General features: G+C 65.2%; 12 protein-coding genes and 1 pseudogene. 8 read left to right on the top strand and 5 right to left on the bottom strand.

The annotated features are described in order from the left end of the window. Positions 1-5: 5 nt before the first annotated feature. The 3 genes from JYG34_RS15855 to JYG34_RS15845 are packed head-to-tail and all read left to right on the top strand — an operon-like array spanning position 6 to position 3,021. A complete protein-coding gene (locus tag JYG34_RS15855; protein WP_213657345.1) occupies positions 6-1,334 on the top strand; it encodes an endonuclease/exonuclease/phosphatase family protein in 1,329 nt (442 codons plus the stop codon). Between the two features lie 56 nt (positions 1,335-1,390). Beyond that, positions 1,391-1,942: a hydrolase gene (locus JYG34_RS15850; protein ID WP_213657344.1), complete on the top strand. Its 552-nt coding sequence runs from the start codon at positions 1,391-1,393 to the stop codon at positions 1,940-1,942. Further along, complete coding sequence (locus JYG34_RS15845; protein WP_283811827.1) at positions 1,939-3,021, top strand: DUF1615 domain-containing protein; 1,083 nt, start codon at positions 1,939-1,941, stop codon at positions 3,019-3,021. Before JYG34_RS15850 ends, JYG34_RS15845 begins: the two co-directional genes overlap by 4 nt. A gap of 184 nt (positions 3,022-3,205) precedes the next feature. Here the strand turns inward: JYG34_RS15845 and JYG34_RS15840 are convergent, their stop codons facing one another. Next, on the bottom strand, positions 3,206-4,105 hold the full coding sequence (locus JYG34_RS15840; RefSeq protein ID WP_213657343.1) for a LysR family transcriptional regulator: 900 nt from the start codon (positions 4,103-4,105) through the stop codon (positions 3,206-3,208). Between the two features lie 92 nt (positions 4,106-4,197). Here JYG34_RS15840 and JYG34_RS15835 point away from each other — a divergent pair, with 92 nt between their 5' ends. The 4 genes from JYG34_RS15835 (at position 4,198) to JYG34_RS15820 (ending at position 7,831) form a co-directional block, all read left to right on the top strand. After that, positions 4,198-5,373: an MFS transporter gene (locus tag JYG34_RS15835; RefSeq protein WP_213657342.1), complete on the top strand. Its 1,176-nt coding sequence runs from the start codon at positions 4,198-4,200 to the stop codon at positions 5,371-5,373. Positions 5,374-5,423: 50 nt separating this feature from the next. After that, positions 5,424-6,254, top strand: coding sequence for a hypothetical protein (locus JYG34_RS15830; protein ID WP_213657341.1), 831 nt, complete (start codon positions 5,424-5,426; stop codon positions 6,252-6,254). 78 nt (positions 6,255-6,332) lie between these two features. Then, a complete protein-coding gene (locus JYG34_RS15825) occupies positions 6,333-7,547 on the top strand; it encodes an ATP-grasp domain-containing protein (RefSeq protein WP_213657340.1) in 1,215 nt (404 codons plus the stop codon). A 113-nt stretch (positions 7,548-7,660) separates the two neighbouring features. Next, on the top strand, positions 7,661-7,831 hold the full coding sequence (locus JYG34_RS15820; protein WP_249746174.1) for a hypothetical protein: 171 nt from the start codon (positions 7,661-7,663) through the stop codon (positions 7,829-7,831). A 3-nt stretch (positions 7,832-7,834) separates the two neighbouring features. On the opposite strand, the gene JYG34_RS15815 is transcribed toward JYG34_RS15820, so the two are convergent. Further along, complete coding sequence (locus JYG34_RS15815) at positions 7,835-8,086, bottom strand: hypothetical protein (RefSeq protein WP_213657339.1); 252 nt, start codon at positions 8,084-8,086, stop codon at positions 7,835-7,837. 133 nt (positions 8,087-8,219) lie between these two features. Continuing rightward, positions 8,220-10,340, bottom strand: coding sequence for a TonB-dependent receptor (locus JYG34_RS15810; RefSeq protein ID WP_213657338.1), 2,121 nt, complete (start codon positions 10,338-10,340; stop codon positions 8,220-8,222). Between the two features lie 566 nt (positions 10,341-10,906). Between JYG34_RS15810 and JYG34_RS15805 the strand changes: the two are divergent. Then, a pseudogene (locus JYG34_RS15805) lies at positions 10,907-11,326 on the top strand (helix-turn-helix domain-containing protein); the annotation flags it as partial. Positions 11,327-11,445: 119 nt separating this feature from the next. Here the strand turns inward: JYG34_RS15805 and glsB are convergent. Next, positions 11,446-12,366, bottom strand: a complete 921-nt coding sequence (gene glsB, locus JYG34_RS15800; RefSeq protein ID WP_213657337.1) for a glutaminase B — start codon at positions 12,364-12,366, stop codon at positions 11,446-11,448. 228 nt (positions 12,367-12,594) lie between these two features. Then, positions 12,595-13,137: a heme-degrading domain-containing protein gene (locus JYG34_RS15795; protein WP_213657336.1), complete on the bottom strand. Its 543-nt coding sequence runs from the start codon at positions 13,135-13,137 to the stop codon at positions 12,595-12,597. Positions 13,138-13,193 lie beyond the last annotated feature (56 nt).

The following is a 13,193-nucleotide window of genomic DNA, read 5'->3' as shown; positions in this document are numbered from 1 at the left end:
CCATTATGCCGGTCAACCAGACCCTTCGCTGGGGTATCGACACACTGAGGCGTTCGCTCTCTCGGCAAGACTTCCAGCGAGAATTGGAAACGCTGCTTCGACGATTGTTTGAAGTACTCAGAACCACACCCGTGGACGCGCCAGATTCGGCGGCTTACATCAGTTATCACCTATCCACGGAGTTCATGCGCAGTACCAACTGGCCAGAGCAGGCTTCGATTGCGGGGGAGCTGACATCTTTGCTGTCACGCCTCTATAACGAGCCAGCCCTCATTGCCATCCTGCAGGCCGCACCCCGTGAACACAGCCTTGCCATGGTGGTGCGCCTGTACAACATTCACCACACCATGATCATGTCCGGGCTGCGTGCCGACAATGGGCCGGCGCTGCTTGATGCCAACGACGCTCTGCGCCTGCTGCGAATCGCCGTGCGGGCCTGGGCGCCCTGGCGTGCCAGCGTCCAACTGACTGGCAGCATCACCAGCTACCATCGAGTGCGTTTGCACGACCCAGGTGGCGGCGTGCAGGTTCAGATTGGCTGGCAGCGCCCCGTCGGTGCCCGTGTAGACCTTCGGGTGGTGACGTTGAACATGCAGGGGGTCGCGGCCGACAGCACCGACAAGTTTCGCACCATCGTGCTGCCCATGGTTCGCCAGCATCATGTTGTTGTATTGCAGGAAGCCGGCGTATGGCCGACCTCCGCGCGCCCCATTGCCGATCACCGAATCGCGGACCAGTTCGGCGCACTGCATGATGTCCATGAGCGAGTCTGGGAGGCGGGCACCTCCAGTCGGTCAGAGCCTTTCAGGATGTATTACCTGGAGGTAGGGCGGTTGCGAGTGAGGCTGGGCATGGTACTGGCTGAAAACGTGACGGTACTGGGTATCACGGTCATTGCAGATGGTGTCGCCACGCCATCCGGCGGTTATGCCCCAAGGCCGATTCTGGGGTTGCGGATCCGTATCCCCGGGCTGCGCGAAGCGATAACCGTATATACCTTCCATGCCATCTCCAACGGTGGGAGCAACAGCCCGCGGATGCTACGTGAAACGGTCTGGCACAGCGATACCCCCTTCGTCATGCTGGGTGATTTCAATCGCGACCCCCGCGAGCCGGGGCCTTCCCACCCCAATAGCAGCAACTGGATATCACCGCCTGGCATCGCCGACCTGGTACCGGCCAATGCGCCCACGCACCCAAGCAGCGGGCCGGTGAACATGCTCGACTACGCGTTTGCCTACGGCTTGGCTGCATTGCCGGCTGCTGGGCGGGTGATGCTGCCGGTGGACTCGGACCACCGCCCGGTCTCCTACACCTTCGTCTTCAGCGGTTGATTGACGTTGCATCCTGTCTGGGTAAGGCTTAGGCCTTTCCCAGGCAGGAACGGACCATGTTGATCGACGCTTCTCGGGCCACCTTGCTGGTGGTCGACATCCAGGAAAAACTCATCGGCGCCATGAGCGACCCCGAGGGCACGCGTGCCCGGGCGCGCTGGCTGCTGGCGGCCAGCGCGGAGCTGGAATTGCCCACGGTGATTTCCGAGCAATACCCCAAGGGGCTGGGCCATACCCTGGCTGAACTCAAGGCCGCGTCACCTGCCGCCGAAGTGGTCGAAAAACTGCATTTTTCCTGCGTCGCCGCTGAATGCCTGCCGGCCAGCCTGCTGGCCCGCGAGCAGGTGATCGTCTGCGGCATGGAAACCCATGTCTGTGTGCTGCAGACGGTGCTGGGCCTGCTTGCACAGGGCAAGCAGGTGTTCGTCGTCGAGGATGCCTGCGACAGCCGCACGCCCGCCAGCAAGGCGGCGGGGCTGGCGCGCATGCGCGATGCGGGGGCGCAGATCGTCACCCGCGAGATGGTGCTGTTCGAACTGCTGGGCAGCGCCAGCCATCCGTTGTTCCGCCATATCAGCAAGACCTACCTGGTCGGTGAGCAGCCCTGAACGGGCGTCTGCTGGCGGCCGGGCTGCTGTGCCTGGGCCTGCTGCAGGGATGTGCCGGGCGCCGTGAGGAAGCGCCTGAAAACGCCCCGGCCAAGGTGCGCGCACAGCTCGAGCGCCTGCTGCCACCTCAGGTCAAGGATCGCCGGGGCTGGGCCGAAGACATCCAGGTGGCGTTGCAGGCCCGGGGCATCGCCCCGAGCAAGGGCAACCTGTGCGCCGTGCTGGCGGTGACCGAACAGGAGTCGACGTTCAATGCCGACCCACAGGTGCCGAACCTGGGACGCATTGCCCGCGAGGAGATCGATCGGCGCGCAGCGCGCCTGCACATTCCAGGCTTGCTGATTGACGGCGCGTTGCGCACGCCCTCGAGCAACGGCCAAAGCTACCAGCAACGCCTGCTGACGGTGCGCAGCGAGAAACAGCTCAGCGCCCTGTATGACGAAGTCATCGACCGCCTGCCGTTGGGGCGCACCTTGCTGGATGGGCTGAATCCGGTGCACACCGGTGGGCCGATGCAGGTCAGCATCGATTTCGCCGAGCAGCATGCCAAGGGCTACCCCTATGCTTACACGGGCACGATTCGTCAGGAGGTGTTCAGCCGTCGGGGCGGGATGTACTTCGGTATCGTTCACTTGTTGGGGTATCCGACCCATTACGACCGGGCGCTGTACCGCTTCGCCGATTTCAACGCCGGTTGGTACGCCAGCCGCAATGCCGCGTTCCAGGCAGCGTTGAGCCGGGCGACCGGGGTAGCGTTGGCGTTGGACGGTGACTTGATCGCACCGGGGGCGATCATGCCGGGCACCACCGAGCAGGCGGCCCGCAAGCTGGGCGTGAAGCTGGGGTTGCGCAATCCACAGATCCGCGCACAGCTGGAGCGGGAAAACAGCCTCGATTTCGAGGACACCGCGCTGTATCGCCAGGTGTTCGCCCTGGCCGAGGCGAAGGCCGGCAAGGCGTTGCCAAGGGCGGTGTTGCCCGGCATCGAGTTGAAGAGCCCGAAGATCACCCGCAAGTTGACCACCGCGTGGTTTGCCGGGCGGGTGGATGAGCGCTACCAGCGCTGCATGCAGCGTTGAGGTGTAGGCGGTAGCCTTGCAGTGTTGTCGAGATCGAGCGCCGCCCGTGCGGCGCATCGCGGATGAATCCGCTCCTACAGCGGTTGCAACGCGCCGCACCTGCCAGCCCTGGCACCGCCCCCACGACTGGCCCGTAACAAACCTGTAGGAGCGGATTTATCCGCGATGCGCCCGCAAACCCCTTTCACTTCTCCCGCAACGTACGCTCTATGACCTCCACGAATGCCCGCACCAGCGGGCTGCGCTCATGCCTGCGGGTCAGCACCAGCAGCGGCACCGTGGCGCCGGGTTCGTCCAGCGGCAGATAGGTTACGCCACTGCGTACCAGTGTGCGTGTGCACTGCGGTACCACGGCCACCCCCCGGCCAGCGGCGACCAGGGCGATGATCGAGGTGATCTGCTTGCCGGTAGGCGCCGGCCGTGGCGTCAGCCCGTTGCGCCGGTAGAGGGTTTGAATGATCTCGTTCAGCCCCGAACCATAATCGGTCGGAAACGCAATCAGCGGGTAGGCGCTCAGCTCGGCCAGGGTCACCTGTGGCTGGCGGGCGAGGGGGCTGTCGCTGGCAATCGCCGCCACCAGCGGCTCGTTGCCCAGGCAGAAGGCCTGCACCTGTGTGTCATTGGCTGGCGGTTGCATGCGGCTCATGCCGATGTCCAGGCGGCCCTCGACGATCTGCGACCACTGGGTGCTCGATGCGCCTTCCTCGACAGTCAGTTGCACATCCGGATAGGCCGAGCAGAACGCCTGGATGGTGTGGCTGAACACATCCGACAGGGCGATGGAGCTGGCATAGCCGACGGCCAGGTGACCCGCCGAGCCCGCCGCCAGCTTGCCGGTGATGGCGGCCGTCAGGTCGACCTGCTCCAGCACAGCGCGCGCATACGGCAGGAAATGCAGGCCTTCGGAGGTGAGGGTGACATTGCGGGTGCTGCGGTCGAACAGGCGGAAACCCAGCTCCGCCTCGAGCGCCGAGATTTGCCGGGTCAGCGGGGGCTGGGCGATGTGCAGGCGCGAAGCGGCGCGGCCAAAGTGCAGCTCGTCGGCGACAGCCAGGAAATAGCGCAGGCGGCGGAGGTCGATCATCTTCGTCCTTGAGTATCAATCGGTCGGAATTCGGTATTGGATCCAAACAGCCCCCTATCTTATAAAACCTGCAAATTTTCACGAGTGCTGTCATGGGTTTTCCTGCGAAATTCCCTCGAATCGCGTTGTTTCTTGCAGGATGCGCCGCGTTTCTCAACCTCTATGCGACCCAAGGGCTGCTGGGTGAGTTGTCGGGTACCTTCCCGATCACGCTGCACCAGGCCAGCTGGAGCATCACCGCCACCATTCTCGCCGTGGCCATCACTGCGCCCTTCGTCGGTTGGCTGACAGCGCGCCGTGCACAACACCGGGTGATTGCCGGGGCCGCGCTGCTGCTCGCGTTGCCCGCCGTGCTGGCGGCCTGGTCGGGCAGTTTTGGCGAGTTCCTGCTCTGGCGTGGCGTTCAGGGCCTGTTCATTCCCGTGGTGTTCGCCACCAGCGTTGCCTACATCGGTGTGCAATGGGAGGGGAGCGCGGTGACCGAGGTGACGAGCATCTACGTGGCAGGCACGGTGCTCGGTGGTTTCTGTGGGCGTTTCCTGACCGGGCTGGTCACCGAATTCTACGATTGGCGCATGGCCCTGACCGTGCTGGGTGGCCTGAGCCTGGCCATCGGCGTGGCAATCGCCGTGCTGTTGCCACGCGCTGCTCCCATTGCGGCGCAACAACAGCGAGCCCCGCGTGGCGAGCTGTTCGGCAAGCCGCTGCTGGGCGCCTATGCAGTCGGTTTCTGCGTGCTGTTCGCCCAGGTCGCGACTTTCACCTACGTTGGCCTGCACCTGGGGCAGGCGCCGTTCAACCTGGGCACCGCAGCGCTCGGCTCGATCTATGCGGTGTTCCTGCTGGCCCTGGTGGTGGTGCCGCTGGCCGGGCGGTTGACCAAGGCGCGGCCCCAAGGCGACCTGGTACGGGTCGCGGCTTGCCTGGGCATTACCGGTTCGGCCCTGGCCCTGTCGCCCTCGCTGTGGCTGATCGTGATCGGCCTGGCACTCAGCTCGACCGGCGTGTTTCTGGCCCAGGCGGCCGCCAATGCCTTCATCACCGCCAATGCCAGGCAGCACAAGGCCGCCGCGGTGGGGCTGTACCTGGCCTGCTACTACCTGGGCGGCAGCTTTGGCGCCTTCGTCCCTGGCGTGCTGTGGGAGCAGTGGGGCTGGCCGGGCTGTATCGCATTGATCGTGATGTTCCAACTGATGCCGTTGCTGATTGCCCGGGGCAACTGGCGATCCGTCCCAGCCCCCGGTCGTTCCCAGCGGCAATTGCAATGAGCCTTCTTTCTTTAGCGCTCGATTCATCATCCAACAAGGAAAACAGCGAGATGACCGTAAGTAACGTGCCGACGACGCACAGCCAGTTGCTGAGTGTGATTGAACCGGTGCTGCAGCAGATGGCGCCGGGCGTGCTGAAGCAGGCATTGCTGGCCGAGTTCGGCAACCAGGAAGCGGCGCTGGTGGAGATCGAAGAGGCGTTCCGCACCCTGACCGCTCGCCGCCATGGCGCCGCGCAGCTGCGTCGATTCTTCGCCAGCTGGTCGAAGACCAACAACTCGGCGGCCAGTGTTTCGGGCCTGGCCAACCGCCTGACCCTGCTGGCTCGTTCGGAACAGGGCAGCGCGGCGGCGCAGCAGATCTACCAGGTCTGCGGCAGCCTGCAGCGCATCACCGACGAAGACCTGGGTGCCCTGGGCAACACCCTGCACAGCGACCTGTTCTACAACATGGCCACGCCCATCTGCGGCGACGACCAGTGGCTGCTCAAGGAGAACTGCCTGCCGTCGGCGCAGGCTTTCAAGGACTGGACCGATGCCCGCCGCCTGCGCGACCGCGACCTGCTGCAGGGCTTGCTGACCACCCTGGTGCACGAGGTGTACACCCACGGTGAGGTGGAGTTCATCCACCCGCTGTTCAAGCAATGGTTCGAGCGCGACATGGGCGTGCCGCCGGAAAGCGTGCGCAAGACTGTCGCCTGGGTCACCGTGCACACCGGCGGCACCGAGAGCAACCACTTCGCCCATGCGGTCGAGGCTGTCGAAGGCTTCGTCAAGGCCATGGGTATCGAGGTCGATCAGGCCGCCGCCCAGGCGATCTTCGCCCAGTACCTGCAACGCAAGGCCGAGGTCATGCGCGATTGCGCGGCGAGCCTGGTCTGACCCCGCTGTTGCCCCCTGCCATGCCCGTCCGGGCATGGCAGGGGGCTGTCCGACACTCGAGCGTGCAAGGAACAGCGCATGCAACTCATCGTTTTCTGCCCACCCAACGTCATCTTCCAGCACAGCGCCGCGAACTGGGCCAGCGCTATTGGCCCAGGAGGCATGCTGGTGAGCAGCGACACCCAGGCCGAGGAAATCGCTGCGCACCTGGGCGGCAAGGTCGAGTACCGGTTGTTCGAGCATTACCAGGACAATCCCCTGGTCGAGGTGGACGTCTGCGCACTGGTGTGGGAGCTCGAGGCCCCGTTGTGCGTGGCCCTGGACGAGGCTGATGTGCTGCGCGTGGCGCGGATCAACGACCGCCTCGGTGTCAGCATGGGCGCCGAGGGCCGCGCCATGTTCTATCGCGACAAGTTCTTCATGAAGCAGCGCGCCAGGAACTGCGGGTTGGCCATCGCCGACATGGCGCCGCTGGCCAATGCCACCGAAGCGCTGCGCTTTTGCGAGCAGTTCGGTTTTCCGGTGGTGATCAAGCCACGCCATGGCCGCGGCTGGAGCGGCGTCGAGGTGATCGAGGACATGGCCGGGCTGCGCCATTGGCTGGCGCAGCGAACCGCCAGCACCTTTCACAACCTGATGATCGAGAGCCATGTGCGTGGCGATCACTATCTGGTCGATGGCCTGTACATCGAGGGGCGCCCGATCCTGCTGTCACCCGCCCGGGTGATCGCTACCTCGCTGGACTGTCGCGCCGGCAAGCCGTGCAGCCTGTACATGCTCGATACCAGCAACCCGGTGCGCGATGAGTTGCTGCGCTATGCGCGGGCGCTGGTCGAGGAGGTGCTGCCCTCGGAACCGACCCTGCTGTTCCAGCTGGAGGTGCGGGTGACCGAGGACGGTGAAATCGCCCTGTGCCAGATTGCGATGCACCAGGGCGATGCGTTCACCCACCTTGAGCTGGAGCAGGCCTGGGGCCTGGACCTGCGCATGACCTACCTGCGTGCGCTGCGTGATGCGGCCTATCGCCCGCAACCTGTGCCCGCGCCACGGTTGCGGGTCGGTCATTTGAGCATTCCGTCGCGTGTGGGCCTGCTGCCGGATGTGCCGGGCAAGTGTCCGCTGGAGGGTGTGCTGGCCTGCTGTGTTTCGGCTCGGCGGATGATCTGCGCAGGGGAAGGCGAGGTGTTCAGTGCCACCGTCAGCGGGCCGGACGAGGCCACCCTGCGGGCCAGGCTGGAACAGGTCGGGCACTGGTTCGACCAGCACTGCGATTGGTCTGGTGTGGGGCGATGACCTCGGTGAGGTCCCTGTGCGCCTGTAGGCGCGGCTTCAGCCGCGATGCAGGCAACGCGGTGTCTGGCCACCCGCTTCGCAGGTGATCGCGGCTGAAGCCGCTCCTACAGCGAATGGGGCAGTACGGCGGCTACCTCGACGTGGAGGTGATGACGGCGGCGGCATTGCTGCTGAAACTCGATCCGGCGTTCGTGATGCTCAATCACGTGGTACGCATGACCCTCATCCACCTGGCGCCGGCTGAACTGCCCAGGCGACTGCTGCGTGAGCAGCCGACTCGCTGACGATCAGCCGCGAATCGATGGATGTCGAACGGCAGTCTGGCTGACGCGCTCTGCCTGGCCGGCACGCAGGATGGCCAGCCGACGTTGTTCGTATTCGTTCTGGGAAAGGCCCTGGCGTTGCAGCGCCTCCAGTTGCAGTTGCCGGGCTTCCTCGGCGGTATAGGGGCGCAGTTCCGGGTGGTTGGCACAACCGCCGAGCATGGCCAGGCCAAGCACGAGGAGGGCAGTGGACAGACGACGGGAGAAGGTGTTCATCGGGCGCTTCCAGGTTCCGGGGATTCGCGGTGCCGAATCGATGGAACAAGGGTATGGGGCGCGCCCGACGAAGAGAAATTGCCAGGCTCGATAGTCACTATCGAGCCTGGCTATCCCATGGGGCGAGGAGCGGTCAGAACCTGTAGTTCACGCTCGCTTCGAGGGTACGCGGTGCGCCGGGGGTGACCAGGTCCACCGAGCCGTGGGCCGAGGCGTAGTAGTCGCGGTCGAAGGCGTTCTTCAGGCGCAGGGCCATGTCCCAGTGCTGCTCGTTGTACAGCAACGCGGCGTCGAAGGTGGTATAGGCGGGCATCACCACGTTGTTGTCCAGCGCGGTGTAGCGGTCGTCGACGTAGTTGGCGCCGGCGGCGACGCGCCAGTGCGGGGTGAGGGTGCGCACCAGCCACACGTTGGCGCTGTTGCGCGGGGTCAGGGTGGGCACCTGGCCTTCGTTGGCGACACCGTTGGTCTTGCTGTTGGACTTGGTGATCTCGGCGTCCAGGTAGGCGTAGCCGGCATAGACCTGCCACTTGTCGCTCAACTGGCCGCTGAGGGTGGCCTCGAAACCGTCGGTGCGCTGCTCGCCCGCCAGGATGGTCAGGTTGGGGTTGCTTGGGTCGGCGGTCTTCATGTTGGTGCGCTCGAGGCGGAACACCGCCGCGGTCAGCGACAGGCGGCTGTCGAGCAGGTCCCACTTGGTCCCCACCTCGTAGTTGGTGGTCTCTTCCGGTTCCAGCCCGGCGTTGGTCGGCGAGACTGCGAACACTTCACCCGAAGGCTGGTAGCTGCGGCTGACCGACACGTAGTAGGACTGGATCTGGTCGGGCTGGAACACCAGGCCGGCGCGCGGGCTCCAGGTCTTGTCGGTGCGGTCGAGGTCGACGTTCTGCACCCGGGCGTCGTTGTATTCCTGGCCGAAGATGTCGTAGCGCACGCCCAGCAGCGCCTTCCACTGCGAAGTCAGCTCGATCAGGTCCTGCACGTAGAAGCCCGTGGTCTGCTGGTAGTTGCTGCCATTGGACGACAGGGTGGACGCATGGTCCGGCACCGCCACCAGGGCATCGCGGTACACCGGCACGCGGGCCACGTTGTTCTGGCTGTAGACGCGCTGGTACTTGTCCTGGAAACCGACCTCCACGCCATACAACAGGTTGTGCTGCATGCCGGCCAGCTGCGCCTGCTGCTTGAGCTCGGTCTGGTTGAACACGCCGGACTCGTCGCGGGCCACGTTGCCGCGGTTGAGCTTGACCAGCAGTTCGCCGTTGGGGGCGGTGACGAAGCGGGTCGGGCTGCTGTCGGCCAGGGTGTTGTTGCGGTCCAGGTCGTAGCGGTAGTAGCGGCTGGTGTTGGTCAGGGTGAAGTCGTCGTTGATCCGGTAGTCGAGGCTGGCGGTGAACGAGAACACCTCGCTGCGCGCGTAGTCCTGAGAAGCGTTGCCCGAGCCGAAGCGCTTGCTGCGGTCGACGTCCACCGGGCGGTTGCCCAGGGCCGGGATGCCGAAGTCGATCAGGCGCTTGTCGTACAGGTAGGTGGCGCCCAGGTTCAGCTCCAGGTCGTCGGAGAGCTTGAAGTAGGCCGACGGCGCGATGGCCTTGCGGTCGATGTAGCCGTCGTCGCGGAAGGTGTCGCTGTCTTCGTAGGCACCGGTGATGCGGTAGGCCTGGTTGCCCTGCGGGTCGGCCCAGCCGCTGTCGAACTGGGTGCGGCGCTTGCCCTCGGTGTCGAGGGTCATGCCCACTTCCTGCTTGGGCGCGAAGCCGGGTTTCTTGCTGATGCTGTTGATCAGGCCACCGGAGGAGCCGCGCCCATAGAGCACGGCGGCGGGGCCCTTGATCACCTCGACCCGCTCGATGTTGGAGAGGTCGCGGAAGTACAGGGCGTCGTCGCGCACACCATCGATGTACATGTCGCCAATGGCGCTGAAGCCGCGGATGGTCACCTGGTCGCGCTGGCCGTCGCCATTGGACAGGCCGACGCCGGGTACGTTCTTGAGCACGTCCTCCATGGACTGTGCGCCCTGGTCCTTGATCACGCTCTCGGGCACCACGTTGACGGTCTGCGGGATGTCGCGCAGCGGCGCGTCGATCTTCAGCGCGCTCTTGCTCTCGCCAGCCTTGTAGCTCTGCTGCTCGTAGGCACTGGTCACCGAGGTCGCCGGCAGGGCGAGCGGGTCGTTGCTTTCAGCGTGCAGGGCAGGGGTAACCAGCAGGCCCAGCACCGACAGGGACACCGGGGCGACGGACTTTCTTGCCATTGAATGCGACTCATTTGTTGTTGTGAGGTCGCAAATGGTAGTGATTCGCAAATGTAAAGCAAGTGTAAAGGTGAAATATTCAGAAAAATATTTTCATGATTATCAAGATATTCATTTGGGTGCAACGAGGCGCAAAGGCTGGGGAGCATCCTCAGCCTTGCGGCATGCACTGCAATTTCCATGGCCTTGGCGTACCCACTCGCCGGCAGGGCCGGTGCCTTGTCCGGTGGCGGCCCCCTTGTTGGCCGCCATTGCCCTGAGCAGCGCATCCCCCCCGCCTTACCGTTATCCCTACCTACAACAAGAAATCGCCGTGCCCTTGCACGGTGGAACAGGGGAGCACCATGCCGTCATCCACGTCACTGCTGTCAGCCGCCGCGCTGGCCACCTTCGCCTTGCTGCTCGGCGGCTGCCGGGACGAGCCGCAACCCGTCACCCCTGGTGGCGCGATGGCACCCGCCGACCCGGCCCTGGCCACGCTCTACGCCAACACCTGCAAGACCTGCCACGCCAACCCGGCCTCCGGTGCGCCGTTGGCGGGTGATGCGGCGGCCTGGTCGCTCGCCAGCCACTGGCTGGACCAGCCGCTGCCGGGGCACCAGCCCGTCGCCTTGCGCCAGGCACTCAAGCTGCTGGAGCTCGAATGTGCACCGGTGCAGGAGAAGGCGAGCCTGTTGCAGGCTGTGGAGCGGGCCATTGCCCGCGACCTGCAGGAGGGGTGTCGCATCGACAAGGTCGCCAGCGACTTGAACATGAGCAGCCGCACCTTGCGCCGGCACCTGGTCGAGCACGGCATCACCTTCGACGCCCTGCAGGAGCAGGTACGTCGGGCCCGGGCCACCAGCCTGCTGGGCAACCCGCGGATGCCGGTCGAGCGTGTCGCCGAGGTGCTCGGCTACAGCGACGTGCGCGGCTTTCGCCGGGCGTTCAAGCGCTGGACCGGGTTGAGCCCGTCGGCGTGGCGGGAAAAGGCACCCGTGTGCTGAAGCGTTTGTGGGAGCGGGTTTACCCGCGAAAGCACCGGCGGCCTTACCACTGATTTCGCGAGTGAACCCGCTCCCACATGGACCGCGCTGCCCTTGTTCGCCGGCAAGAGGGATCTGCGTCAGCAGACGGCGGAGAACACCGAGCCGGTCATTCGCTCGCTCAGCAGCTCCAGCGCCCGCAACCCGGCCAGCGAGTTGCCCGAGGCATTCAGTGCCGGCGACCACACGCAGATGCTGTAGCGCCCCGGCACCACCGCGACGATGCCGCCGCCCACGCCGCTCTTGCCCGGCAGGCCCACGCGGTAGGCGAAGTTGCCGGCTTCGTCGTACAACCCGCTGGTGGCCATGATCGCGTTCACCTGCTGCGCCTGGCGTCGGCTCAAGACTTGCTCGCCGCTGTGCGGGCAGAGGCCGCCGTTGGCCAGGAAGGCGAAGCCGCGGGCCACGTCGACGCAGCTCATCGACAGCGCGCAATGGTGGAAGTAGCTGCGCAGCACCGCGTCGACATCGTTGTGGAAGTTGCCGAAGGCCTGCATCAGGTAGGCCATGGCGGCATTGCGCGCCCGGTGCTGGTATTCGGACTCGGCCACCACTGCGTCGCTGACGATGCGCGGGTTGGCGGACAGGCGGCGGACGAAGTCGCGCATCGACAGGGTCGGGGTGGCGTAGCGCGACTGGTTGATGTCGCAGATCACCAGGGCACCGGCATTGATGAACGGGTTGCGCGGGCGGCCCTTCTCCACCTCCAGCTGCACCAGCGAGTTGAAGGCCTGCCCGGATGGTTCGTAGCCCAGCCGCGACCAGATATCCTCGCCACTGTGGTTGATCGCCTGGACCAGGCTGAACACCTTGGAAATGCTCTGGATCGAGAATGGCGTGTGCGCGTCTCCGGCGCAGTGCAATTGGCCGTCCAGGCCCTGCACGGCGATGCCCAGCTGGTTGGGGTCGACTTGGGCGAGGGCGGGGATGTATTGCGCCACCTGGCCCTGGGCGAGCAGGGGGCGGACGTGGTCGAGGATCTCTTGCAGTAATGCTTGCATGGGGGCCTGGCGTGGGTGGAATGCGGATCGCTTGCCAGTCGGACGTACGCCGGCGCGACGGCGACACAGGGTAGCTGAAAGGTGGCGGTGAAAAGATGAAGGATGGTGAACCAGAGACGACCTCTGTAGGAGCGGCTTCAGCCGCGATCACCCGCGCAGCGGGTGCCAGATACTGCGCAGCCCGCATCGCGGCTGAAGCCGCTCCTACACGGTAGGGAGGTTGTGAGGTCAGCCGCTGACGGCGACCACCTTGCCCTTGGTGTTGGCGAACTTGCCGGCCGGTGCCAGCGACAAGGCCGCGCGGTCATGCCCGAGCAGCGTGCACAGCGCATCGATGATGGCCTGGTGGTCCTGGCGCTCCGGCAAGCCGGAAACCGCCACGCTGCCGATCACCCCCGCGCCTTTGACCGTGATTGGGAAACCGCCACCCGCACTGGCATAGTCCACCGGCGACAAGTTATAGCGTTGGGCGATATCCTTCTGGTCGATGGCCAGTTGGTGACCAATTCGATAGGAGCTGCACAGAAAGCGCTGCACCGTATTGCACTTGCGCCGTATCCAGTCATGATTGTGGGGCGTCACCCCGGGCCTGGCGGCGAGGAACAGCGGGCGCTCGAAGCGCCGGATGTCGATCACCACCAGCCAGCCTTCGGCCTCGGCTCGCCGTTGCAGGAGGGAACCCAGCTGCCAGGCCACGTCTTCGTCGAAGTGCTTGAACTGAAGCACCTCTTCCTGGCGGACCAGCAGCGCCAGATCTTCAGCCAGTGCCATGGGAAGCTCCTTCCTGTCGGGACTGATGAAGCCTCCATGCGAGGTGCGCCGGGGCG

The sequence above is a fragment of the Pseudomonas entomophila genome, from assembly GCF_018417595.1.
GTDB classification, from domain to species: Bacteria; Pseudomonadota; Gammaproteobacteria; order Pseudomonadales; family Pseudomonadaceae; genus Aquipseudomonas; species Aquipseudomonas entomophila_C.
Note: the sequence above shows the minus strand (reverse complement) of the source record. Positions and strands in the feature narration are given on the sequence as shown.